24 protein-coding genes are annotated in these 24,116 nt (G+C 70.4%); 15 read left to right on the top strand and 9 right to left on the bottom strand.

Annotation, left to right across the window (positions count from 1 at the left end):
• Nucleotides 1-3 precede the first annotated feature (3 nt).
• From bchC to IPH07_26975, 7 genes are all read left to right on the top strand, one after another.
• Nucleotides 4-936, top strand: coding sequence for a chlorophyll synthesis pathway protein BchC (gene bchC / locus IPH07_27005; protein ID MBK6921075.1), 933 nt, complete (start codon nucleotides 4-6; stop codon nucleotides 934-936).
• Nucleotides 937-941: 5 nt separating this feature from the next.
• Nucleotides 942-1,910 carry a chlorophyllide a reductase iron protein subunit X gene (locus tag IPH07_27000; GenBank protein MBK6921074.1) on the top strand — a complete coding sequence of 323 codons (969 nt, stop codon included), beginning with the start codon at nucleotides 942-944 and terminating at the stop codon, nucleotides 1,908-1,910.
• An 11-nt stretch (nucleotides 1,911-1,921) separates the two neighbouring features.
• Nucleotides 1,922-3,427, top strand: coding sequence for a chlorophyllide a reductase subunit Y (gene bchY / locus IPH07_26995; protein MBK6921073.1), 1,506 nt, complete (start codon nucleotides 1,922-1,924; stop codon nucleotides 3,425-3,427).
• On the top strand, nucleotides 3,421-4,908 hold the full coding sequence (bchZ, locus tag IPH07_26990) for a chlorophyllide a reductase subunit Z (protein MBK6921072.1): 1,488 nt from the start codon (nucleotides 3,421-3,423) through the stop codon (nucleotides 4,906-4,908). The genes bchY and bchZ overlap by 7 nt, the downstream gene beginning before the upstream one ends.
• Nucleotides 4,909-4,933: 25 nt before the next feature.
• Nucleotides 4,934-5,149, top strand: coding sequence for a light-harvesting protein (locus tag IPH07_26985; protein ID MBK6921071.1), 216 nt, complete (start codon nucleotides 4,934-4,936; stop codon nucleotides 5,147-5,149).
• 9 nt (nucleotides 5,150-5,158) lie between these two features.
• Nucleotides 5,159-5,335 carry a light-harvesting protein gene (locus IPH07_26980; GenBank protein MBK6921070.1) on the top strand — a complete coding sequence of 59 codons (177 nt, stop codon included), beginning with the start codon at nucleotides 5,159-5,161 and terminating at the stop codon, nucleotides 5,333-5,335.
• A 101-nt stretch (nucleotides 5,336-5,436) separates the two neighbouring features.
• On the top strand, nucleotides 5,437-5,802 hold the full coding sequence (locus IPH07_26975; protein ID MBK6921069.1) for a c-type cytochrome: 366 nt from the start codon (nucleotides 5,437-5,439) through the stop codon (nucleotides 5,800-5,802).
• A gap of 303 nt (nucleotides 5,803-6,105) precedes the next feature.
• On the opposite strand, the gene ppsR is transcribed toward IPH07_26975, so the two are convergent.
• Nucleotides 6,106-7,536: a transcriptional regulator PpsR gene (gene ppsR / locus IPH07_26970; GenBank protein MBK6921068.1), complete on the bottom strand. Its 1,431-nt coding sequence runs from the start codon at nucleotides 7,534-7,536 to the stop codon at nucleotides 6,106-6,108.
• Between the two features lie 12 nt (nucleotides 7,537-7,548).
• Entirely contained in the window at nucleotides 7,549-8,388 is an 840-nt protein-coding gene (locus tag IPH07_26965) for a cobalamin-dependent protein (protein MBK6921067.1), read from the bottom strand.
• A gap of 710 nt (nucleotides 8,389-9,098) precedes the next feature.
• Between IPH07_26965 and IPH07_26960 the strand changes: the two genes are divergently transcribed.
• Nucleotides 9,099-10,085: a carotenoid 1,2-hydratase gene (locus IPH07_26960; GenBank protein MBK6921066.1), complete on the top strand. Its 987-nt coding sequence runs from the start codon at nucleotides 9,099-9,101 to the stop codon at nucleotides 10,083-10,085.
• Here IPH07_26960 and IPH07_26955 read toward each other — a convergent pair.
• On the bottom strand, nucleotides 10,082-10,663 hold the full coding sequence (locus IPH07_26955) for a hypothetical protein (GenBank protein ID MBK6921065.1): 582 nt from the start codon (nucleotides 10,661-10,663) through the stop codon (nucleotides 10,082-10,084). The genes IPH07_26960 and IPH07_26955 overlap by 4 nt on opposite strands.
• Nucleotides 10,664-10,963: 300 nt before the next feature.
• Between IPH07_26955 and IPH07_26950 the strand changes: the two genes are divergently transcribed.
• The 3 genes from IPH07_26950 (at nucleotide 10,964) to IPH07_26940 (ending at nucleotide 13,938) form a co-directional block, all read left to right on the top strand.
• Nucleotides 10,964-11,800 carry a hypothetical protein gene (locus IPH07_26950; GenBank protein MBK6921064.1) on the top strand — a complete coding sequence of 279 codons (837 nt, stop codon included), beginning with the start codon at nucleotides 10,964-10,966 and terminating at the stop codon, nucleotides 11,798-11,800.
• A complete protein-coding gene (locus IPH07_26945) occupies nucleotides 11,797-13,137 on the top strand; it encodes a trypsin-like peptidase domain-containing protein (protein MBK6921063.1) in 1,341 nt (446 codons plus the stop codon). Before IPH07_26950 ends, IPH07_26945 begins: the two co-directional genes overlap by 4 nt.
• Nucleotides 13,138-13,275: 138 nt before the next feature.
• Nucleotides 13,276-13,938 carry a hypothetical protein gene (locus IPH07_26940; GenBank protein MBK6921062.1) on the top strand — a complete coding sequence of 221 codons (663 nt, stop codon included), beginning with the start codon at nucleotides 13,276-13,278 and terminating at the stop codon, nucleotides 13,936-13,938.
• Here IPH07_26940 and IPH07_26935 read toward each other — a convergent pair.
• Nucleotides 13,911-14,708, bottom strand: coding sequence for a TlpA family protein disulfide reductase (locus IPH07_26935; GenBank protein ID MBK6921061.1), 798 nt, complete (start codon nucleotides 14,706-14,708; stop codon nucleotides 13,911-13,913). The two genes, IPH07_26940 and IPH07_26935, sit on opposite strands and share 28 nt — an antisense overlap.
• Before the next feature lie 97 nt (nucleotides 14,709-14,805).
• The gene (locus tag IPH07_26930) at nucleotides 14,806-15,225 is read right to left on the bottom strand and encodes a rubrerythrin (protein MBK6921060.1); all 420 of its coding nucleotides are present in this window, start codon (nucleotides 15,223-15,225) and stop codon (nucleotides 14,806-14,808) included.
• 133 nt (nucleotides 15,226-15,358) lie between these two features.
• Here IPH07_26930 and IPH07_26925 point away from each other — a divergent pair, with 133 nt between their 5' ends.
• Nucleotides 15,359-16,435, top strand: a complete 1,077-nt coding sequence (locus IPH07_26925; protein MBK6921059.1) for a ribonuclease H-like domain-containing protein — start codon at nucleotides 15,359-15,361, stop codon at nucleotides 16,433-16,435.
• A 75-nt stretch (nucleotides 16,436-16,510) separates the two neighbouring features.
• Here IPH07_26925 and IPH07_26920 read toward each other — a convergent pair whose 3' ends face one another.
• Entirely contained in the window at nucleotides 16,511-16,777 is a 267-nt protein-coding gene (locus tag IPH07_26920; GenBank protein MBK6921058.1) for a hypothetical protein, read from the bottom strand.
• Nucleotides 16,778-16,908: 131 nt separating this feature from the next.
• Between IPH07_26920 and IPH07_26915 the strand changes: the two genes are divergently transcribed.
• Nucleotides 16,909-17,781 (top strand): hypothetical protein, encoded by an 873-nt coding sequence (locus IPH07_26915; GenBank protein ID MBK6921057.1) that lies wholly within the window; start codon nucleotides 16,909-16,911, stop codon nucleotides 17,779-17,781.
• Between the two features lie 13 nt (nucleotides 17,782-17,794).
• On the opposite strand, the gene IPH07_26910 is transcribed toward IPH07_26915, so the two are convergent.
• The 3 genes from IPH07_26910 to IPH07_26900 form a co-directional block, all read right to left on the bottom strand.
• A complete protein-coding gene (locus tag IPH07_26910; protein ID MBK6921056.1) occupies nucleotides 17,795-20,110 on the bottom strand; it encodes a hypothetical protein in 2,316 nt (771 codons plus the stop codon).
• A 291-nt stretch (nucleotides 20,111-20,401) separates the two neighbouring features.
• A complete protein-coding gene (locus IPH07_26905) occupies nucleotides 20,402-20,920 on the bottom strand; it encodes a CBS domain-containing protein (protein ID MBK6921055.1) in 519 nt (172 codons plus the stop codon).
• Nucleotides 20,921-21,018: 98 nt separating this feature from the next.
• Entirely contained in the window at nucleotides 21,019-22,542 is a 1,524-nt protein-coding gene (locus IPH07_26900; protein MBK6921054.1) for a PQQ-binding-like beta-propeller repeat protein, read from the bottom strand.
• 82 nt (nucleotides 22,543-22,624) lie between these two features.
• On the opposite strand from IPH07_26900, the gene IPH07_26895 reads away from it, so the two are divergent.
• Both IPH07_26895 and IPH07_26890 read left to right on the top strand, forming a co-directional pair.
• The gene (locus tag IPH07_26895; GenBank protein MBK6921053.1) at nucleotides 22,625-22,960 is read left to right on the top strand and encodes a hypothetical protein; all 336 of its coding nucleotides are present in this window, start codon (nucleotides 22,625-22,627) and stop codon (nucleotides 22,958-22,960) included.
• A 45-nt stretch (nucleotides 22,961-23,005) separates the two neighbouring features.
• A complete protein-coding gene (locus IPH07_26890; protein MBK6921052.1) occupies nucleotides 23,006-24,106 on the top strand; it encodes a DUF692 family protein in 1,101 nt (366 codons plus the stop codon).
• The last annotated feature ends 10 nt before the right edge of the window (nucleotides 24,107-24,116 follow it).

Below are 24,116 nucleotides of genomic sequence, written 5' to 3'. Positions count from 1 at the left end.
GTGCTGACCACCCTCGCCGTCGTGATGACCCGCCCGGAGCACGTGGAGCTGCGGCGGATCGCGTTCGACGGGCCGCTCGGACCCGCCGAAGTCCTCGTCGGGGTGGAGTGGACCGGCATCAGCACCGGCACCGAGTGCCTCCTCTTCACCGGCCGCATGCCGCCGTTCCCCGGCATGGGCTACCCGCTGGTGCCCGGCTACGAGACCGTCGGACGCGTGCTCGAGGCCGGGCCCGAGGCCGCGGTCACGATCGGTCAGCGCGTGTTCGTGCCGGGCTCCAACTGCTTTGGCGACGTGCGCGGCCTCTTCGGTGGCGCCGCCTCCCACCTTCGTGTGCCCGCGGCACGCCTGACGCCCCTGGCCGACGACCTCGGCGAGCGTGGCATCCTGCTCGCGCTCGCAGCCACGGCCCGCCACGCGCTGGTCGGCGGCGATGGACGGCCGCCCGAGCTGATCATCGGCCACGGCGTCCTCGGACGCCTGCTCGCCCGCCTCGCCGTGGCCGCCGGCGGCACACCGACGGTGTGGGAGAAGAACCCGCGGCGAGCCCGGGGCGCGGTCGGCTACCGCGTGGTCGCGCCCGACGAAGACGCCCGCCGTGACTACCGCAGCATCTACGACGCCAGCGGTGACGCCTCGCTGCTCGACGCATTGTTGAAGCGGCTGGCACGCGGCGGCGAGATCGTGCTCGCAGGATTCTACGCCGATCGGGTCGGCTTCGAGTTCCCGCTCGCCTTCCTCAAAGAAGCGAGATTCCGCGTCGCGGCCGAGTGGGCGCCCGAGGATCTCATCGCGGTCGCCGACATGGCCGCCGACGGCCGCCTCGATCTCGAGGGCCTCATCACCCACCGACGCACACTCGATCAGGTCCACGACGCGTACGCGACGGCATTCGGCGATGTCGACTGCCTCAAGATGCTCGTGGACTGGAGATAGGGATCATGACGGCCAACGCAGATTCGACACTCAACGAGCTCGAAGAGCTCATCCCCACGGTCGTCACCAAGTCGACGCAGATCATCGCAATCTACGGCAAGGGTGGCATCGGCAAGAGCTTCACGCTCGCCAACCTCTCGTACATGATGGCGCGGCAGGGCAAGAAGGTCCTGCTCATCGGTTGCGATCCCAAGAGCGACACCACCTCGCTGTTGTTCGGCGGTCGTGCGTGCCCGACGATCATCGAGACCTCGTCGCGCAAGAAGCTGGCGGGCGACAACGTCACGGTGGGCGACGTCTGCTTCAAGCGTGACGGCGTGTTCGCGATGGAGCTCGGCGGCCCCGAGGTCGGCCGCGGCTGCGGCGGACGCGGGATCATCCACGGCTTCGAGACCCTCGAGAAGCTCGGCTTCAACGAGTGGGGGTTCGACTACGTCCTGCTCGACTTCCTCGGCGACGTGGTCTGCGGCGGCTTCGGCCTGCCGATCGCCCGTGACATGTGCCAGAAGGTGATCGTGGTGGCGTCCAACGACCTGCAGTCGTTGTACGTGGCCAACAACGTGTGCTCGGCAGCGCAGTACTTTCGCAAGCTCGGCGGTCACGTCGGCGTCGCGGGCATCGTGATCAACAAGGACGACCACACCGGCGAGGCGCGTGCCTTCGCCGAGAAGGTCGGGATCCCGGTGTTGGCCGCGATTCCGGCCGACGACGACATCCGCCGCAAGAGCGCAAAGTACGAGATCATCGGTCGTCCCGAGAGCCCCTGGGGCCCGCTGTTCGGCGAGCTCGCGGACAACATCGCGACCGCGCCGCCCTTGGCACCGACGCCGCTCGACCAGGATGGCCTGTTGGCACTGTTCTCGAGCGACGCCGTGGGTCGCGATGTCGTGCTCGAGCCCGCGACGCTCGAGGACTTCGGTGCCCAGCACATCCGCAAACGCACCCTCGAGGTGATCTACGACCGGTCCGTATAGGAGCGCATCCGATGGACCAGTCGATCGATCCTCCGACCGCTGACACGGTCGACACCGCTGCGAGCTGTTCGGGCGGCAAGGTGAAGCTTCGCGTGGCCGCAGCGGCGGCCGGGCAGGGCGAGCTGCTCGCGCGCTATGCCGCCGACTATCCGGTCGGGCCCCACGACCAGCCGCAGAGCATGTGCCCCGCGTTCGGGTCGCTCCGCGTGGGCCTGCGGATGCGTCGCACCGCAACGTTGCTGTGCGGCTCGGCGTGCTGTGTGTACGGGCTGACCTTCACCTCGCACTTCTATGGTGCGCGCCGAACCGTCGGCTACGTTCCGTTCGACTCCGAGTCGTTGGTCACCGGCAAGCTGTTCGAAGACCTGCGCGACGCGGTGCATGCGGTCGCGAAGCCGGCAGACTACGACGCGGTGGTGGTCATCAACCTCTGTGTGCCGACGGCGTCCGGGGTCCCGCTGCGCCTGCTGCCACGCGCGATCGATGGCGTTCGAATCATCGGCATCGACGTGCCGGGTTTCGGCGTGCCGACCCATGCCGAGGCCAAGGACATCCTCGCCGGGGCCATGCTCGCGCACGCGCGCGGCGAGGTCGAGCAGGGCCCGGTGGCCGAGCCTCGGCAAGGCCGCGCGACCCAGCCGACGGTGACGCTGCTCGGCGAGATGTTCCCCGTCGATCCCGTGACGATCGGACGACTGCTCGAGCCGCTCGGGCTCGCCGCCGGACCGGTCGTGCCCACGCGCGAGTGGCGAGAGCTGTACGCCGCGCTGGACTGCGCCGTGGTCGCGGCGGTCCACCCCTTCTACACCGCATCGATCCGCGAGTTCGCGCTCGCGGGGCGTCGCGCGATCGGTTCGGCGCCGGTGGGTCGCGATGGAACCGCGGCCTGGCTCGACGCGATCGGCGACGCGTGTGGCGTGGCGGCCGAACGCATCGCAGCCGCCAAGAACGCCGCGGTGGCCGCGATCGACGGCGCGCTGGCGGGCTCGCCGATTCGCGGGCGCATCAACGTGTCGGGCTACGAGGGCTCGGAGCTGTTGGTCGCGCGGCTGCTGATCGAGAGCGGCGCGGAGGTGAAGTACGTCGGCACCGCGTGCCCGGCGACGCCGTGGTCCGAGCCCGATCGACAGTGGCTCGATGCCCGCGGCGTCACGGTGCAATACCGGGCCTCGCTCGAGCAAGACCTGGCCGCAATGCGCGAACACGGGCCCGACCTCGTGATCGGTACCACGCCGGTGGTGCAGGTGGCGAAGCAACAGGGCACGCCTGCACTGTACTTCACCAACCTCATCTCCGCCCGTCCGCTGATGGGCGCCGCCGGGGCCGGCTCGCTGGCGCAGGTGGTGAACACCGCGATGGCAAACCACGAGCGCATGTCGAGCATGCGCAGGTTCTTCGAGGGCGTGGGTCAAGGCCATGCGGCCGGCGTGTGGGAGGAACTCCCGCGGGAGCGGCCCGAGTTCCGGCGCGACCGTGCCAAGGCCAAGCCGAAGGACGATGGTGCGATCGGATGCTAGTGCTCGATCACGACCGTGCCGGCGGCTATTGGGGCGCCGTGTATGTGTTCACCGCGGTCAAAGGCCTGCAGGTGATCATCGACGGTCCGGTGGGCTGCGAGAACCTGCCGGTCACCTCGGTGCTGCACTACACCGACGGGCTACCGCCGCACGAGCTTCCGATCGTGGTGACCGGATTGTCCGAGGAGGAGCTCGGAAAGCACGGTACCGAGCAGGCCATGAAGCGCGCCCACGGTACGCTCGACCCCGGCCTGCCCAGCGTCGTCGTCACCGGCTCGATCGCGGAGATGATTGGTGGCGGCGTGACCCCGGAGGGCACCGGCATCCAACGGTTCCTGCCGCGCACCATCGACGAGGACCAGTGGCAGAGCGCCGATCGAGCGCTGCTGTGGCTGTTCCAGCAGTTCGGCCCGAAGAAGCGGGCGAAGCCCAAGAAGCCCGCACGCGATCCCGGCCGCAAGCCGCGCGTGAACATCATCGGCCCCAGCTACGGCTACTTCAATACGTGGTCGGATCTCGCGGAGATCCGCCGCTTGCTCGAGGGTATCGGCGCCGAGGTCAACCTCACCTTTCCGCTGGGCACCCACCTCGCCGACGTGCCGAAGCTCGTCAACGCCGACGTCAACGTCGTGATGTACCGGGAGTTCGGGCGGCTGTTGTGCGAGGAACTCGACGTGCCGTACCTGCAGGCGCCGATCGGACTCGACACGACGACGAGGTTCCTACGAACGCTGGGGGAGATGCTCGAGCTCGACGTCGAGCCGTTCATCGAGCGCGAGAAGCACACCACGCTCAAGCCGATGTGGGACCTCTGGCGCAGCGTCACGCAGGACTTCTTCGGCACCGCGAGCTTCGGCATCGTTGCCAACGATACCTATGCCCGCGGCATCCAGGCCTATCTCGAGACCGAGCTGGGGTTGCCGTGCAACTTCGCGATCTCGCGCAAGCCGGGTCAGAAGACCGATAACGCCGCGGTGCGCGAGGCGGTCACTTCGCGGACGCCACTCATTCTCTTCGGCTCGTACAACGAGCGGATGTACATGGCCGAGGCTGCGCGCCCGGGCATCTACATTCCCGCGTCCTTTCCCGGTACCGCGATTCGACGCTGTCCCGGAACGCCCTTCATGGGCTACGGCGGTGCCACCTATCTCTTGCAGGAGGTGTGCAATGCGCTGTTCGATGCATTGTTCGCGATTCTGCCCCTCGGCAAGCAGCTGGACGCGGTCGACGCGACGCCTGCCCGCGTGCACGAGGAGCTGCCGTGGGACGAGGCGGCCGAGCGCGCCATCGACGACGCGCTGTCCTCGACGCCGATCCTGACCCGGATCTCGGCGGCCAAGGAACTTCGCGACGCTGCCGAGCGAACGGCTCGACGTGCGGGGGCCTCCCGAGTCGGCCGCGAGCACGTCGCCTCAGTCGATCTCCGAGTGGGCGCAAGCCCGAACAAACCCAATCATGCGGATCGGAGCCGCGTCGACTGAAAGGAAACATCGGAGGTCATACATCATGGCAAACGAAGAGCTATTCTCCCCTTCTGGGCTGACCGAAAAGCAGGCCCAGGAGTTCCACAAATTCTTCATGTCGGGATTCATCACATTCACCTTGATCGCCGTCGCGGCGCATGTCTTGGTCTGGATGTGGCGCCCGTGGGTGCCGGGCAAGAACGGCTACACCACGATGCTCGAAATCTCCAACACCATTTCACAAACGTTCTTGACGTAGGAGCCTGCCATGCACCGCATCTGGCTACTGTTCGATCCCCGCCAAGCACTCATCGGTCTCTCGGTCTTCCTGTTCGGACTGGCGATCGTGATCCATCTCGTGCTGCTCAGCACACCTCGATTCAACTGGCTCGAAGGCGCGAAGGCAGCGTCCGGGGGCCGGGTCGAGAACTCCGCCCTACCGTAGGCGGAGGAGATGTAGACAAAGGTACGACACGAAGCACCTCTTTGCGGCCTGGCTTGCAAAGAGGTGCTTCTCCATCAAAACGTATGCGCGAAGAGGTAGCGATGCCGAAGGTCCCACTCTCACTGTTTGCCGTTTTCTCGTTGCTGGGCGCGTGTGACAACGCGGAAGCCCCTCCGGGCAACCCCGAGGCCGTAGCCGAGGCACAGCGGGTCTGGGACACCAAGTGCTCCACCTGCCACGGCAAGGAGGGCAACGGCGACGGCGAGGCCGGCAAGGTGCTGCAGCCGTCCCCGCGCAACTTCCACAGCAGCACCTGGCAGCCCGACGACGCCCGCATTCGAAAGGTGATCGTCGAAGGCGGTGCAGCCGTGGGTCTCAGCGCCAACATGGCGCCGAATCCCGAGCTGAAGGACAAGCCCGAGGTCGTCGAGGAGTTGCTGAAGAAGGTGAAGAGCTTCCGCCAGTGAGCGCGCCAAGGGGGGTGACGCGGCGGCTGCCTCGGCGGGGCGGCCCCGTCGCCCTCGCGACGGCGCTCGCGCAGCAGCCCGTGGTGAAACTCCGCGACGCGATAACACCGCCCTCGGACCCCTTGGCGGCGTTGCTCGGAGCTCGAAATACGCCAGGTATTCCTTCGTCCTCGCGTCTTGCCACGGGGTCCGATGACGGCGTTCTCGCGCCACGGAGTTTCACCACGGGCTGCTAGCTTCGAGATGGGCGAGCGCCGGGCACCACGCCTGGCGAGGCCCGCGATCGCGGCTCGCTCCGCGAGCTCAGGGATCCCACTCGTTGGTGCTCGCCTTGAGTGGGAACTCTTCGAGCCCGTAGCGACGCATCTTGGTGTAGAGGCTCTGTCGGCTCAGGCCCAGCAGATGGGCCGCCACGGCGCGGTTGTTGCCGCTGACCTCGAGTGCGGCTTCGATGCAGAGCCGCTCGATCATGTCGGCCGACTCTTGCACGATCTCCTTCAGCGACGTCTGCCCCACCAGCGCCTTCAGCTGCTCGGGCGAGCGCGACTGGAACGACCCGCGGCGCGCACCCACGGTATCGACGGTCGGGCGGATCGTGAAGCCGAAGTAGCGCGAATCGCCCTCGGGGGTGGCGACGGCCGTGACGGTCGCGCCTCGCTCACCACCGAGGTCACCGCGAATGACGGTCGAGAAGTTGCGCACGACGCCGTCGCTCCGCAGCTTCGACACGATCACGTTGAGGTCGACACCGGCGCGACCGAGCCACGAACCCAGCGCGGTGCCGACGACTTGAGTCTCCGAGGCGAGCTCCACCAATTCACAGAAGCTGGCGTTGGTGGTGAGAATGCGGAGCTCGTGGTCGGTGACGACGAAGCCATCGGGCATCGCCTGAACCACCCGCAACGTGCGCTCGCGACCAGCGTCGTCGACCGCCGCCGCGGCCTCCATGCGCTCGGGCCAGAAACGGAACAGGAAGACGGCGTGTCCGGCCTGCCGAAAAACCGTGAGCTGGGCGGTGACGTCGACCCCCGGTTCGCCGGCGGTGCGCACCTCGACGGTGACGTTCTTTCCCGCCTCCACCGATGCGATGAGCCCGGCGAGTTCCTCGTGGCTCGACGGCGCGACGAGGTCGCGCACGGACTTGCCATGCACCGATTCGTGTGACTTGCCGAGCAGCTTGAGCGCTGCCGGGTTGATGTCGGTGATCAGATGGCGAGGCCCTTGCGCGAGCACCACGCCCTCCGAGCAGACGTGGAACAGCACCCGGTACTGCGCCTCCGATTGGCGTACCCGCTGGAACTCGGCCTCCATCGCGAGCTGCGCGTTGACCAAGCGCTGCTGCACCGCCGCGACCGAGCGAATGTCGAGGCCGAACGCGAGCACCCGCTCGCCGTCGACGAGCGTGCCGGTGAAGCGAAACGGCACCTCGCCCAACCCGGCGATCCGCATGTTCATCTCGCGCGAGCGCGACGTCTGGCCCCGCCGTGCCTCCGTGAGGAGGTGTCCGGCCTTGGCGTGCGAGTCCTTGGTCAGGTGGTCGATCCACCGTTGCCCCACCAGCTCGCGGAAGGCGGGCAGGGCCTCGAACTCCGCACTCGCGTTGATCTCGACGATCACGCCATTGCCGTCGATCACCAGGGCGATGTCGCAGATCGATGCGATGACGCGGGCGGTCAGCGGATTGGCTTCCGGGTCGAGGATCGCGTGGGCCGCGTTGGAACCTGTGAGGAGCATCGACATGTTCGACTAGAGGGCGATGGTGCCGCGGCGATCGAGCCAGTCGAGCGCATGCCGCGCGTCAGCGAAGTAGTGAGCTCCGATCTTCTTAGCATAGTCGCTCAGATCCGTGGCGCCACCGAGCAAGACGGTTACGTCACGGTTCAACGACGCGGCCCGGATGCGGCCCACCGTGCGCGTGACGGGCTCGAGCTCGCAGTCCGTGCTCATCGAGATGCCGACCATCACGACCGCTTCGGTGGCGACGGTGGCGACGAGCTCGGCCTCTTCGAACACGGGCCGAACGTCCGCGTCCCAGCCAGCCTGCACCAACAAGTCGCCGAGGATGTGGATCGCGAGCGTGTGCTGCTCACCGGGCCCGACCAGCAGCAGCACGAGCCCACGCGAGCAGCCCGGCGCGCGCAGCCGGTGTCGCATGACGCTCACCACGCGATGCAGCGTCGCCAGGCCGATCGTCACGTCTGCGAACGAGCGCTCGTCGTCGAACCATTGCTCGCCGAGCATGCGAGCAGCGCCGCCGACGAAGTCGAGCAACGCCGCCTCGTAGGACTCGCCGCGCGAGATTCGGGCCTCGACCGCCGCAACGGCACCGTCGGTGTCCATCGCGACCGCGATCTCCACGAGCTGCGCGATGTCGTCTGGGGTCGGCGGGGCCGGCTGGGGCGCAGGGCTCTGATCGTCCGCCATCTCGTCGAGTCGGTGCGCGAGTAGCAGGCGCGGGATGATGTCGTTGGCCACCACGAGTGCGAGCAGCCGTGGGTCGGACTGCGGCTGTGGCTCGCGCGGCGCCTCGTGCTCGGGGGCGGGGCGCCGTTGGCTGGCGAAGGACGATTCGCCAAGCCCGTTCATCTGGAATTCCGTCGCGTTTTTTTCCACGGCAACCCTCACTCCGAGCGTACCGGTTTGGGCCGGCACTCGCGACCAGAATCCGCGGACACGTGTGACGCAGTCTCGCGGTGACGACCGGCCATTCGGGCACGGCGTCGACGCTCGGCATTTGGCGACCCACCTCGTCGACTGCCAACGTCGTGCACTGATCGCCGGTGCGCGCGGGCGGTGTCCTGATCGTTCAACGTTGGTGCAGGTGTGGGCCGCCGCACCTCGGCCTCGAGGCGACGTCGCAGGCCTCGGAGGCTCGAATTTGGCGCTGAGCAGGGGGACGCCACCGCGTGCGGTCGGCGGCGCAGGCCGAGCGAGCGCGCCGTTGCGGCCGCGCTTGTTCAACGTTGGTGCAGCGGGTTGCGACAGCGCACCCGTGGCGACCCTCGCGGGGAACGACGCAACGCCGATCGCACGCGCATCGGGCTGCGTAGGCGACCCGTCCGACGCGTGTGTCCGCGTACCGCCGGCGCGTCGCCCCGTCCCTCCGAGACTCGCGTGGTGGAGGGTACGCGGAGCCACCGTTCGGGCGGCGACCGGCCGCGCACTGCATCCGTCCCATCGCTCGCGCGTGCGCTCGGGTACGCTTCTCGTCGGAGATCTCGCCCGCGTCGCGCGTGGTGGGCAGCGTCGAAGGAACCGTCCGCGGCCCCGTCCCGTGCCGGTATCGTGAGCGCGCGATGCTTGATGCCGACGCGTCGGACGGGAGCTCGCGTGGGGCCGCCGCTGCACGCGGCCCTGCCTTCGATGTGGAGGTCGGACCCGGCGGGTATCTGTGGTGGTACATCGATGGGTTCGACGAGGCGTCCGAACACGCGGTGACGGTCATCGCATTCGTCGGCTCGGTGTTCTCGCCGGCGTACTTCCGCGCCAGAGGTCGTGGTCGCGCCGCCGACCCGCTCGCGCACTGCGGCTTGAACGTGGTCGTGCACGGGCCGCGTGCGAACGCGTGGGTGTTCACCGAGTATCGTGGCGCCGAGGTCTCGCGGCACGGGGATACCTTGGCGCTGGGGCGTAGCCGCATCACGCGTGACGATCGCGGACTGGTGGTCGAGATCGACGAGCGCACCTATCCGTGGGGGCGGCCGGTACGTGGTCGCATCCGGCTGCAGGCGCACGGCTGGCGCACGCAGCAGTTCGCGCTCGATGGCGCCGGGCGACACCTGTGGTGGCCGGTTGCACCGCGCGCGAGCATCGAGGTCGACCTCGATGCCCCGGCCATGCGATTCGTCGGGCCGGGCTATCACGACAGCAACCGCGGCTGCGAAGCGCTCGAGCAGTCGCTGCGCAGCTGGACCTGGTCGCGGTCGAACGAGGGCGACGCCACCGCATTGCTGTACGACGTGACCGATCGCGACGGGGTCGAGCGTCGGCTGGGGCTGCGATATGGCCCGGCGGGCATCGATCGGATCGAGCCCGCGGTGACCACCAGTCTGGGCCCGTCGCGCTGGGGATTGCCGCGTTCGACCCGGAGCGAGCGCGGCGATGACACGCGATTGTTGCGAACCCTGGTCGACGCGCCGTTCTATGCCCGCTCGCTGTACGCCTGCGATCGCGGGGGAGCGACCGTGCGTGGGGTCCACGAGGTCGTGGACCTCGATCGCTTCGCCCGCACCTCGACGCAGCTGATGCTGCCGTTTCGCATCCGCGGCGTCGGATGGTTCTAGCCGCCGGGCGCCGGGGCTGGCGGGTCGGTGGGCGGGTCGTCGCTCGGCGCGGGCGGTGGTGGCGGTGGATCCGTACCCGGATCCGTACCTGGATCCGTACCTGGATCCGGCCCAGGTGCAGTGCCCGGGTCGGTGCCGTCGTCGGGGTCGCAGTCGTCCAAGGCGCGTTGTACCGACAGCGGCACCTGCACGCAGGACTCGCGGCCGAGATCGAAGTCGGCGAAGCACGCGTCGACCGTCGACGGATCGACGCAGTCGAGCCGCGCGTCGAGGCACGTGCCGAGCTCACGCATCAGCGGCACGACGCACTCGAGGTACAGCCGCGAGGCGGCGGCGTCGCGGGCGTAGGCATCCTCGACGCAGCGCCGCTGCGCCGGCAGGATCTGATCCTCGAGGCACGCGCCGCGCGAGGCGAAACCCGCCTCGTCCCAGCAGTCGCAGACGATCTCGATGTTGTCGTTGCTCTGCTCGATGGCGTCGTCGATGAGCGCGGCGACGCTGGCATCGGCTCCGCCGCCGCCGCCATCGCCGTCGTCGTTCGACGAGCCTCCCGCGGGATCGCAGGCGAGCAGCAACACGGACGCGAGAGCGAGAAGCGAGCGGGGGCGGTGGAGGTCGAGCATCTCGGGTGCCCACGACTGCAGCGCCGATGCCAGTCGCAGTTCGCGAGCGCAGACCGGCGATGGGCACTGCACCGATCGCTTGCGGCGGCCCGCGGTCCCCGGGGACCCGTCCCCGGGGACTGCCGGGACGGCATGCGATGCCGGGTTGAGATTGGTCACGTTTGGACCGTGGATCATCGTCGTCGCAGCCACGCCTTGGGGGGCGAACCGCAAAGCTGGTTCCTGAAACCCACGGACTTGGCGATGAACATCCGAATGATCCCCCTCCTCTCGCTGCTGGCTGCGTCCAGCGCGGCCTGCACGACCTCGGGCGACGACGACACCGGCGCCGACTCGAGCACCGGCGGCGCCTCCACCACCGCGAGCACCACCGACTCCACCACGATGTCGACCACCGCGTCGACCACGGCGTCGACCACCGCGACCGACGGCACCACCACCGACGCGAGCGACACCGACGCGAGCACCTCGAACGGCTCCGACCCGACCACGGGCGCGGACGGCAGCAGCGGTACCGACACCACCGGCGGCGGTGGTGAGGTCGAGGTTCGCAACACCCCCGAGACCTGCAACATGGGCGAGGTGGTGTCGCCGATCCTGCCCGACGAGGCGAGCCACATGGCCGCCACCACGCTGACACCGGCCTCGTACCCCTTCGAGGTGACCAGCCTCGTCTACGATCTCATCGGCACCGCGGGCGCGGGCGCGTGCGACAGCACGATGGCGCACCGCGTGGAGGTGTACGTCATCGAGGGCAGCGAGCCACCGGCGGACCCCGCCGACGCGGTCGCCAACGAGATGTTCGCGATCGAGGCCGACGAGGCCGCGACCGAGGAGCGCACCGTCGTCATCGACCTCGACACGCCGATCACGCTGACCGAGGGCCAGGCCCTGGTGATCGCGGTCGAGATGGCCGGCAACGACGACCTCTCGGCGAGCATCTGCGTGCGCGCGTGCCGTGACACCGGCGGCGTCGCCGATCTGGACTGGTGGAGCAACGCCGCCGAGGTGCCCTACGCGTGGGCGGACATGGTCGGTGACTTCGGCTTCATCTCGAACTTCAACCATCGCATGATGGGGCACACGCCGTGATGCCCCGCTCGCCGAGCCAGGTGCTCGCGAGCGTCGCCGGGTTCGCCGCATGCATGGGCACCGCGCCCGTGCAGGCGGCGATCTACGGCGTCGACGACCGCGTGCAGGTGTACGACGAGACCGACGAGGCCTGGCGCAGCCTCGCCGAGCAGTCGATCGTCCTCAAGCTGCGTGCCGGCTGGGGCATCTGCGACGGCGCTGCGGTGTCGCCCACCACCACGCTCGGCGAGCGGCAGAACCTCTGCGAGGGCGAGGCCTTCATCGATGACCCGGTGCTGGCGAGCTGTTCGGCGACGCTGGTGGACGACGATCTCATCGTGATCGCGCGCCACTGCGTGCTCGAGGACGACGCGTGCGCGACCTCGTCGTTCGCACCGGGGCTGCGCTACACCGCGCCCGGCGAGCTGTTCATGCCGGGCCCCGACGACATCTACGGTTGCCGCCGCGTGGTCGCCGAGCTGCAAGGTGTCGACATCGCATTCGTGCAGCTCGATCGCCCCGTGGTGGGGATGGTGCCGGCGGTGCTGGGTCCCACGCCCGCAGAGATCGGCGCGCCGCTGGGCGTGATTGGCTTCCCGACCGGCGTGCCGATGAAGATCGCGCGCTCGTGCAACGTGGTCGACTTCAACAACCAGGGGCTCGTGCGCCACGACTGCGACACCTTCCTCGGCAACTCCGGCTCCGGCGTGTTCGACGGTGACGGCCTGCTGTGGGGCGTGCACGTGCAGGGCCCCGGCGGCGACTACGAAGACACCGGCGACTGCTCGATCGCGAAGCTCTACACGCAGGATGGTCACATCCCGGGCATCGACTCTGCGCCGCAGCTCGGTGCGGCGGCGCAGATCTCCGACGTGCTGCCGACCCTGTGCGACGGCGGCTGGCCCACGCCGCTGTGTGGCACCACGGCGAGCTGCGGCGACGGCGTGTGCTCGGGCACCGAGACGGCGGCGAGCTGCGACGCCGACTGCAGCGCGCCGCAGTGCGGCGACGGCATCTGCGAGGTCTCGCTCGAGCTCGATTGCGTCGAAGACTGCGGCCACGTCACCGAGATCTGCGAGGCCGGCGGTAGCACGGGCGGGAGCACCGGCGACGACGGCAGCGGCAGCGGCACCACCGACGCCGCCGACACCAGCGGCGGTACCGAGGGCATCGGCACGACCACCGGCGACGTCGAGGCCACCAGCTCCGGCGCGGCCGACAGCAGCGGCGGTGCGCCTGCAGATGACGGCAGCGACGACGGCGGCGGCTGCAGCTGTCGCAGCGGCGCACCCACGGGCGGCGCCGCGTGGGCGTTGCTCCTGCTGCCACTGTGGCGACGACGCCGGCCGCAGGCGTGATGTCGAGAGCGCTGCTTCGCACGCGCGACGCGAAGGCCCCGAGGAGGGGAGACGGAACGCGATGGCGGTGGTTGCAGCCGCCGTCGCGCTCGCCTGTCGCGGCTCGCGTCGCCGTGCCCACGCTGCTAGATCGTGCACATGCGAAGCCTGCGTCCACGGTGGCTCTCGATCCCGTGCCTGCTGATTCCGCTGGCGTGCCACGACGCCGGTGACGGTGCGAAGGCCTCGGCCGAGGGCACCGACTCGCTCGGCACCACCGCGACGGTGAGCGCGACCGCGGGCGGTGGTTCGAGCAGCGACGCCGGCAGCGACGACGGCGCGAGCGCGAGTGCGAGCGCGAGTGCGACGGCGTCCGCGAGCGCCGGTGACGGTACCGACGGCAGCGGTGATTCCACCTCGGGCACCACCGAGCCCGGCACGACCGCCGCCAGCGGCGACTCCGGTACCACCTTCGAGACGGGTGGCAGCAGCAGCGGCGGCGACCTGCAAGACGGCGTGCTCGACGTGACCTTCGTGGCCCACGACGACTGCACCTTCACCATCACGCCGCCGTCGATTGCCGTGCCGATCGGCACCGAGTTCACCGTGAACTGGATCAGCTCCGCCGCCAGCGTGGTCGAGGCCGACATCGCGAAGATCGATCAGTTCAACCAGGTGCCGATCATCATCGGCATGGAGCCCGGCACCTCGTACCACGACGAGGTGCGCGTCTGGTGCGGCGAGCTCTTCACCGGCACCTTCGACTTCCGTCTGACCAGCTGCTACGACCCGGTCTACCTGCCGGTCGACTGCGACGGCTGACAGTCGTCGCCCGCCAGCGGCGCGCGGAACGTGGTTTCGCCGCCGTCGAGCCCGGCCGCCACGTCCGCGCGCAGCTCGGGCGTGTCGGCGACGCTGGAGATGCCCAGGAACTCGACGATCCCGTCGATTGCGCGGGCGCGCGTGCGTGGCAGGGTCGCGACCTCGACGATGAGCTCGCAGTCGGCCATGCGCAGCTCGGCGACGAAGTCGTCGGTGCCCCGAGGGCGGCGTTCGGGCAGCTCGTTGTGGCGCGCGAGTTCGACGAGCCGGGCATAGGCGGCGACGCGCTCGTCGATCGTGCCCGCCGCGCCGACCTCCGCGTGCAGGTGGCCGGCGCGATCGAGGATCGTCAGCATCGGCAGCCCGATCGATGGGCGACCGAAGTCGTCGACCGCGACCAGGGGTCCGAGCGCCTCCGGTGTTGCGAACCGGTTCACCACCGAGGGCGCCAGTTCGTGGAGGGTCGCATCGGCGAGCCCGCGTTGCTCGGGCTCATCGACCGCGATCGCGACGAAGCGCACCGCCGGATCGTCGGCGTAGCGCTGCGCCAGACGCTCGAGCACCGGCAGCTCCGCGCGACAGGGCCCGCAGTACGAGGCCCAGAAGGCCACGACCGTCACATCGCCGCGCAGGCGGTCGAACGGCACCGCGTGGCCCTCGCGATCCAGCACCATCACGTCCTTGGTGCGACTCGGCGTGGCGACCGGGGGCTGCGGCGCGTGGCCGTGACACGCGGCAATCAGCAAGGTGAGAAGGGCGATCGCTCGCATGCTCGGGCCACCAGGGTCGCACGAATTGGCGACGCCCGCGGTCGAGCTGCGCAGCGGGCAGCGGCGACGCGGGCGTCCGCGCGGCGAGGCGATCGCGTCAGCTGATGCCGTCGAGCAGGGCCTGGAAGCGACCCGCGTGGGACTTCTCGGCCTTCGCGAGGGTCTCGAACCAGTCGGCGATCTCGCCGAAGCCCTCTTCGCGGGCGGTCTTCGCCATGCCCGGGTACATGTCCGTGTACTCGTGGGTCTCGCCCGCCACCGCGGCGCGCAGGTTGCTGGCGGTGTCGCCGATCGGGAGATCGGTCGCCGGATCGCCTGCGGACTTCATGTAGTCGAGGTGGCCGTGCGCGTGGCCGGTCTCGCCCTCGGCGGTCTCGCGGAAGTTGCCCGCGATCTCCGGGTAGCCTTCGACGTCCGCGACCTTCGCGAAGTACAGGTAGCGGCGGTTCGCCTGCGACTCGCCGGCGAAGGCGGCCTTCAGGTTGCCGTGGGTCTTGCTGCCCTTGAGCTGTGGCATGGTCTCTCCTGGCTGGGACGTGACTGGGGATGTGATTCGCGCGGGAGCGGCCGGTACCGCCCGGCAGGCAGCACCGCTCGTCTCGCGCCGGGCTTGATAACACAGCTACACTGGTGGCGGAACCGCCACCCCGATGGAGCCGCAGGACGTCACGCATGTCGCCGATCTCGAGGCGTTGGTCGCCGGTGCCGGCATGCACACGGCGTTCGCCGTCGTACGTCACCTGCGGCGCGCACAGACCCGCCAGGGCAAGCCGTACTGCGAGCTGCGCCTGGCCGATCGCTCGCGCACCGTGGCCGGCAAGATTTGGAGCGACGCGACCCGGGCGATGGCGGCGGTCGACGAGCTCTCGGTCGGCGATCACGTCAAGGCGTTGTTCGAGGTCGAGGAATACAAGGGCGCGCTGCAGCTGACGATTCGCGGGCTCCGGCCTGCACAGCCCGGCGAGTCTGGCTACGACCCCACGTCGTTGGTCGACGAGGGCCACGAGCTGGTGTCGGATCTGTTGTGCGACGTCATGGTGTTCGACATCGAGACCGTGCCGGCCGTCGACCTGCGCAAGGCGCCGCCGACGATCGCCCAGGCGGTGGCCAAGCACGCCGAGCGCAACGAGTGGGATCAGGCCAAGGTCATGAGCCTCTCGCCGTACTTCGGGCAGGTGGTGTCGCTGGCGGTCGGCAACGGCGATCAAGATCCCCGCACGCAGGACGTCACGGTGTTCGTGGTGCCGCCGGCCGGCGGCCACGGCACTGGTCCGCAGCCCAGCACCGCCGCGCTGCCGCACTGGATCCGTCCGGTCAGCGAGGTCGATCTCCTGCGCGCGTTCTGGGCCCTCGCCGGCCACGCGAACGTGGTCGTCAGCTACAACGGCCGCGGCTTCGACGTGCCGTTCCTCATCGGACGATCGCTCATCCACGGCGTGCCGGTGCGCATCGATCTGTTGGCCTCGAAGTATGCCCTGCGACCGCACCTCGATCTGTTCGCGGTGCTCGGCGGCTACGGTCGCGGACCTTCTTCGCTCGACGTCGTGTGCTGGGCGCTCGGCGTCGCGAGCCCGAAGGACACCATGGACGGCTCGATGGTCGCGACGACCTACGCCAAGGGCGACCTGGCCCAGATCGCGCTCTACAACGCCGGCGACGTGCGGGCCACCACCGCGGTGTTCCAGCGCGTGCGCGACGGCATCCTGCGCTTCCGCGACGAGTGGTGAGGCGCCGCGAGGTCGCCCGCGTGCGTGTGAGGGCGAGGTGCTCCGCCGACGCACGCACGCGAGCCGGTTGGCCCGCTACTCGGCGTCGGCCGGGTCGGGCGCATCGCCCTCGGGGGCATCGCCCTCGGGCGTCGGCGTGGCGTCGCCGTCGGCAGCCGCGGGGCACTCGGCGAACTCGCAGTTGGCTCCGGTGCGCCCGACCGAGCTGCCGTCCGGGCAGACCTTGGCCTCTTCGGTGCAAGCCGCGTTGCCGCCGTCGGGCTTGCTGGTGTCCTTCTTGCCCGTGCACGCGCCGAGTGCGGCCGCGAGCCCGAGTGCAGTCATGAGGGTTCGTGCTGTCATGGCCCCCCGAACGCCGCTCGGCGCCCGCGACTTTCGGCCAGACGACCGATCGGCGTTCGCGGCGAGCGGGTGGCGGCGTCGCGGCATTGCGAGCGCTCGCGACGCGCTGTTAGGCTCCGCCGGTGGATGCGATGGCGCGACTGCTGGAGCTCGTGGCGCGCGAGCTCGAGGCCGACGATGTTCGTCTCGAGCTGACGTGGAAGCCGCCGGCACCCCATGATCTGTCGGTCGAGCTCACCGGCGGCTTTCGTCTCACCGCGGTGTTCGCCGCGCCGCCGCCCGACGCCGAGTCGCGGCGCGCCCGACTCGAGGCGTTGGCGCAGACCTTCTCCACCACGCTGACCGCTGGGCTCGCGCGCGCGCCCCAGCCGGTCACCGGCACCGAGCTCGCCAGCGGCGCGCTCGACGAGACCATGATCGCGCTGGCCGAGCTGTCCCACGCCATCGCAGCGGTCGTCATCGACGATCACTCGCCGGTGATCTGGGCCAGCTCGCTACAGCCGCGCGGGCCCGAGGACGTCGACGTGGCGGCGTGGGTCTCGGCGGCGGCGAACACCGCCGACCGGCACGGCCTCGCGTTCGCGGAGCTGGTCGTCGGCACCCGTGACGCGCTCGCGCAGGCCTGTGCGTCGTTGCCCGCCGAGGACGGCGCGCGGCTGCAGCGGGCGGCGACGCGGCTGCAGCAGATCGGGCTGCAGCGCAGCCCCGCGCAGTGGCACGCGTTCGTGGCGACGATGCGCGCGATCGCCAGCACGCGGCGGGGCGACGCGGAGGTGGGCGAGGCCCACGAGCGGGTGGTGCGGGCCTTCGGCGGCATCTACCGCGTGGTGCTGGTGTGTGGACCGCAGAGCTCGGCGCTCCACGCCGAGGCGACGCTCATCCGCGCGTTGCCGGTGATCGAGAAGCAGGTCGCCGCGCTGCCGCCGTTCGAGCCCGGGCCCGGTGGCAGCGGCGGCGGCGGCGGGCGCGGCCAGGTCGTGCGGCTGTTCCCGCCGCGTTCGTAGCGACGAGGTCGCGCTACGGGCAGCCACCACAGAAGTTGCACGCCAGCGCGCAGACCCCCGACCACTGGTTGTTGCAGCACGCCGGCAGGATGCCGCAGACGCAGGCTTCGCAGCCGCAGCCGTCGCAGCCCGGGCCCGGGTCCGCGGTGCAGCCGTCGAACTCGCACGAGCCGCAGTCCTCGGGGCAGAAGCTGCAATCCTCGTCGAAGTCGCACAGGCCATCGCCACAGAAGCCGCACGAGCCGCAGTCCTCGGGGCAGAAGCTGCAGTCCTCGCCGCCGTTGCAGCTGCCGTCGCCGCACTGCGGCATCGAGCACTCGCCGCAGGCGTCACAGGCGTCCCAGCAGCAGTCGCCGATGCTCGTGCACGCCGCATCGCACCAGCAGTTGCCCGGTGCCATGCCACCGCAGGCGCCGGAGCTGCAGCCACAGTCGATCGCGCAGTTGAACTGGTCCTCGCCGTTGTTGCACTGACCGTCGCCGCAGAACAGGCAGCCGCCGCAATCCTGTGGGCAGGTGTTGCAGGACTCCCCGACCAGCGGGTTGCACACGCCGTCACCGCACTGCGCGGTGCACGGGCCGCAGTCCTGCGGGCAGTCGTTGCAGGACTCGCCCGCCAGCGGCGCGCACACGCCATCACCACAGCCGGCACAGGCGCCGCAGTCGGCCTGGCAGCTGCTGCACGACTCGCCGATGCCGGGCTCGCAGGCCCCGTTGCCGCAGCCCGGGCACAGGCCGCAGTCGCTGCTGCAGGTCGCGCACGACTCGCCCGCGAGTGGGTCGCAGCTGCCGTCGCCACACGCGTTGCAGCTGCCGCAGTCGAGCGCGCAGCTGGTGCACGACTCGCCCGCGAGCGGATCGCACACGCCGTCGCCGCAGGCCGCACACGGGCCGCAGTCGAGCGGGCACGAGAAGCAGAACTCGCCGCCCTGGGCGTCGCAGAAGCCGTCGCCGCAGCCGGGGCAGTCGCCACAATCCTGCGAGCAGTTGAAGCAGAACTCACCGGCACCGGCGTCGCAGAACGCGTCGCCGCAGAAGCCACAGGGGCCGCAGTCGGTGGGGCACGAGAAGCAGAACTCGCCGCCCTGGCCGTCGCAGAAGCCGTCACCGCAGGTCGGACAGAACCCGCAGTCCTGCGGGCAGCTGTCGCAGAACTCGCCCGCGTTCGGATCGCAGACCCCGTCGCCGCAGCCCATGCAGCCGCCGCAGTCCTGCGGGCAGTTGATGCAGAACTCGCCCGCGTCGTTGTCGCAGAAGCCGTCACCGCAGGCGCCGCAGGGGCCGCAGTCCTGCGGGCAGCTGCCACAGAACTCGCCGGGGATGGCGTCGCAGATGCCGTCGCCACAGGCGTTGCAGTCGCCACAGTCGTCGGGGCAGGTGAAGCAGAACTCGCCTGCGTTCGGATCGCAGCTGCCATCGCCGCAACCCATGCAATCGCCGCAGTCGTCGGGGCACGTGAAGCAGAACTCGCCCGCGAACGGATCGCAGCTGCCGTCGCCGCAGTCCTGACAGATGCCGCAGTCCTGCGGGCAGGTGAAGCAGAACTCGCCCGAGTTGATGTCGCAGACGCCGTCGCCGCAGTCCTCGCAGGTGCCGCAGTCCTGCGCGCAGGTGAAGCAGAACTCGCCCGAGAGCGGATCGCAGATGCCGTCGCCGCACTCGCTACAGGTGCCGCAATCGACCGGGCACGTGAAGCACAGCTCGCCCGAGAACGGATCGCAGATGCCGTCGCCGCAGTCGCTGCAGGGGCCGCAGTCGACCGGGCAGTTGAAGCACAGCTCGCCCGCGAAGGGATCACACACGCCGTCGCCGCAGCCGTCGCAGGGCTCGCAGTCGGCCGGGCAGCTGAAGCAGAACTCGCCCTGCTGCGGCACGCAGATGCCGTCGCCGCAGCCGAAGCAATCGCCGCAGTCGCCCGGGCAATTGTCGCACTGCTCGCCGAACTCGGGCTCGCACACGAAGTTGCCGCACGGATCGCAAGGGCAGTCGCTGGGGCAGGTCTCGCAGACTTCCCCGAGATCGAGCTCGCACACGCCGTTGCCGCAGACACCACAGGGGCCGCAGTCGATCGCACAGCTGTCGCAGCTCTCGGTCGCGTCACAGACCGCGTCGCCGCAGCTGCCACAGGGCCCGCAATCCGCGGGACAGCTGTCGCACGACTCGGAAGCCTCGCACACCGCATCGCCACACATCACGCCGGTGTCGGTCGTGGTCGGCGTGACGGTGGTGGTCTCGGTGGTCGACGTGTCGCTGTCGGACGCGCCGGTGGTGGGGTCGAAGATGAAGTCGCTGCGACCGCAGCCCGCCGCCACCAGCAGCAGGACCGTCACGAACCACGAAGCCAACGACGCGCGGACACCCATGTCAAACCCCGTGGGCACACGCCCCACTCGACAAGCCTAACACGGGTCGTGGTGGTCGCCGCGAAAGCGAGCCGGGTGCGCGGGCGCCCGGAGCTCACCCGAAAAACCGAGCGGTCGGTCGACGCGCAGGTCGTCCGCGAACCCAGGGTCCGCGGGTGAGCAGCGTGGGGCGGCCGGGGCGCCCGCATCGTCGCCATGGCTCGGCACGCATCGGCGACGCGCGGGTTCGCGACCAGCCCCGCCGAAGCCCGGCGCACCTCAACGCACGCGGAGGTTGTTCGGCCACAGCCCCGCCTCCTCGATGGGGCGATGGCGATGCAGCTTCACGTGGTGGGCCTCGGCGGTCTGCTCGACCACGTGGGTCGGCTTGGTCAGGGGCTCCGCGGGCTTTCCGGTCGCGAGCTCCCGCAGGGCCCGCATCGCGTCGGTGGTGGTGAAGACGCCGAGCAGCTCGTCGCCCTCGACGACGATGGCGCAGCCGTAGCGGTGCGCCTCCATCTCGGAGGCGACCGCGCTGATCGGCGTCGTCGGACTGCACGTGTAGGGCTCACGGCTCATCGCGTCGGCGACGGTGAGCTTCTTCGACTCGCCGCCGACCGCCAGGGCCAGCGCCGCGTCGCGGGTCGACAGCAGGCCGCGCACGCGGCCGCCCTCGTGGACCACGAGGTGGCGGATGTTGTTCAGGAACATCCGCTCCTGGGCATCGGCGAGCCGCAGGCCGCTCTCCGCAGTGGCGGGATTCGTGGTCATGAAGTGGGCGACGGTCGGCTCGGTCATGGCCGCAACCATAGGCATCCGCCGGGCGGTGCGCCCGCGAGGAACCGGCGCAACGCGACGGCCGCCCGGCGCAGACGCTGCGCGTGACGGCGGCCCGATCACTGCGTGACGGGGAGGCCGTAGGCGATCAGGCCGCCGCGCGCCTGTGCCGGCTCGGTGAAGAACCAGAAGCCGTGCCCGACCCACAGCGTGCCGTCGACGACGGAGAAGCCGCCGCCGATGCTGCCGTCGCCATCGTCGCGCACGGGGGTCGTCCACAGCTCGACGCCGGTCGCGGCGTCGATGGCGTGGACGGTGCCGTCGATGGTGCCGTGCACGACCACGCCGTTCGCGAAGGTGATCGCGCCGAACACCGGGTGGGGCAGCGGGCGTTGCCACAGCACCGTACCGGTCTCGGCCTCGAGTGCGCACAGCACCGCGCGGTGCTCGGGGTTGCCGAAGTCGAACAGCGCATCGCTCCACATGTTGGCGGCCACGAACACGCGGCCCTGCGCGACCGCGGCGGTGGTCATGATGCCGCCGAGATGACTTGGGGTGCCGAGCTGCACCGCCCACACCGTCTCGCCGTCGTCGCGATCGAGCGCGGCGTAGACCCCGGCCTTGTCACCCACGCCCACGACCTCGCGATCGCCGGCGCGGAAGAGGTTCGGCGCGGCGCCGAGATCCGCGTCCGGCCCCTGGGGCTCGGGCATGAAGATCGTGTACACGTCGCCGGCGGTGAACTGGCGCGACCATGCCAGCGCGCCGCTGCCGATGCGCAGCGCCAGCAAGGCATCGGAGCGCGGTGCCGCCGGCGGCTCGTAGGTGTTGCCGGTGCCGATGTAGAGCAGCCCGCGGGCCTCGTCGATGGCGGGCGTCGACCACACCGACACGCCCGCGCCGCCCTGGTCGTCGTCCGTCGTGGTGTACACCCGCCACAGCTCGGCGCCGTCGTCGGCCGCCAGCGCGACGATGCTGCCGCGGAAGTCGTACTCGGGCATGGGCGTGGCCAGCTCGGTCGATGCGACGCCGACGATGACGCGCCCACCGACCACCACCGGCGATCCGTAGATCACGGCGTCGGGGTGGGCGTCGAGCTCGCGCGACCACTGCACCTCGCCGGTGGCGCGATCGAGGGCGTGCAGGAAACCCTCGGCGTCGCCGACGAAGACCCGCTCGGCGGTCACGAACGGCGAGTCGTTGATGGCGGCGCCGACCGGGGTGACCCATGCCGGGGTGCCGTCGGCGACCGCGGCTGCGTGGACGTCACCGTCCCAGTCGCCGAAGTAGACCCGCCCGTCGGTGACCGCGGGCGTCGAGGTGACGCCTGCGAGATCGTCGAGGCGCCACCGCGGCGTCAGGCAGGCGACGGTCTCGGGGGTGATGCCGCGCTCGAGCAGGTTCGCACGGGTGTTGGCGAGGTCGAGTCCGTAGCCGAGCCAGCTGGTGGCGGGGCCGCTCGCGAACGGACCGGCGCAGGGATCGAGCCCGCCGTCGCTGCTCGAGCTGGCGTCCGCCCGGGCATCGCTGCTGGTGCCCGCGCTGGGTCCATCGTCGTGGGCCGCGACGGTGTCGAGCCGCTCGCGGCAGCCCGCAGCCAGCGCGAGGCCGAGGGTCGCGATCCGCAGCGAGTTCGCCACCACGGGCCGATTGTACCCCGTCGTCGGCCGGTCTCGACGCGGGGTGAAAGCCGAACCGTGGTCGCGGACGTTCCAGCCGACGACGATGCAGCTGCCCGCCGCCATGATCGAGCGCCTGCGCACCGGAGTCGGTGCTGCAGCCCTGTTGACCGCAAGCCTCGGCGTCGACGCCGGTTGTGCGACCCGAGCCGATGCCGCCAGCGGTCCCGGACCCGCCGCGTTCGCCGGCATGGCGGCGCGCGACAACCCGACCGCACGGCCCGCGCCCCGCGTGGCCTCGCACCCTTCGACCCCCGAGTCGGTCGCGCCATCGGCGTGGCCGTCGGCGCAGTCGGGCCCGCCGATCGCCGTCACGCCGCAGCCGATCGCCGCGCCCGAGCCCGGGCCGAGCTGGGAGTGTGGCCCGTGCGGTCGCGGCTGACGCTCACCTGTCACCGATGCCGACCCACGGGCATCATCTCGACACATGACCGCGTGGCTCGCCCTGTCGCTGATGCCCGACGACGGCTGGCGGCGCGCCGCACTGCCGCTGTTCGAGCAGGGGTTGGTCGACGCGCTCGAGTGGAGCTTCGACGCCGTGTGGGATCGCGTGCCGCCGCCATGGCTGCCGCCGCTGCTCGAGCACTACGCGGCGGCCGACCGCCTGTGGGCCCACGGCGTGAGCTTCTCGCCTGGCAGCGTCGATGGCTCGACGCGGCACGACGCCTGGCTCGCGCGACTCGCCGCCGATCGAACGATCGCCGGCGCGCGCGGGATCTCCGAGCACCTCGGCTTCATGGTCGCGGGCCCGCACGACGCCGGCGCACCGCTGCCGCTGACCGACGGCGCCGCGGCGCGCGAGGTGTCGACCGCCAATCTCATGCGCCTGGCCCAGACCACGGGCATGGCGGTGGGTCTGGAGAACCTCGCGCTCGCGCTGCATCCCGACGACGTGTGGCGGCAGGGCGATCTGATCGCCGCCGTGCTCGCTGCGGTCGACGGCTACTACGTGCTCGACCTGCACAACCTGTGGTGCCAGCTCGTGAACTTCGGGCTCGACGCCGCCGACGTGCTCGCCAACCATCCGCTGGCGCGCGTCACCTGCGTGCACCTCTCCGGCGGTAGCTGGTGGACGCCGCCGGGCGCGACCACGGCGGTGCGGCGCGACACCCACGACGACGCGGTGCCGCAGCCGCTGCTCGAGCTGTTCTCGCGGGTGTTGCCGTGGCTGCCGGCGCTCGAGGTGGTGGTGCTCGAGCGACTCGGTGACACCCTGCGAAGCGAGCGGGACGCGGCCGGCTTCGAGGCGGACGTGCTCGCGATCCGCGAGCGCTTGGCGCACGCGACCCCGTCACCGCCGCCGTTCGCGGCGCCCAGGGCTCCACTTGCCGACGATCTCGATCGCGCGCGGCTCGGTGACTGGCAGCACACCCTGATCGATGCCAGCGCGCACGCTCGCGACGCCAGCGATCTGCGCGCGCGCATGCTCGCTGCGCTGCCGTGGGCAGCGGAGCGCATCGCGGCGCTCGACGGCCGTGGCCTGGCGATCGCCGTGGCGCTCGCGCAGCGGTGGTCGCCGACGCGGTGAAACTCCGCTA

It is taken from the genome of Deltaproteobacteria bacterium, assembly GCA_016709225.1.
Lineage (GTDB): Bacteria > Myxococcota_A > Polyangia > Nannocystales > Nannocystaceae > Xiheibacterium > Xiheibacterium phototrophicum.
This window is presented reverse-complemented; position numbering and strand designations above follow the sequence as displayed.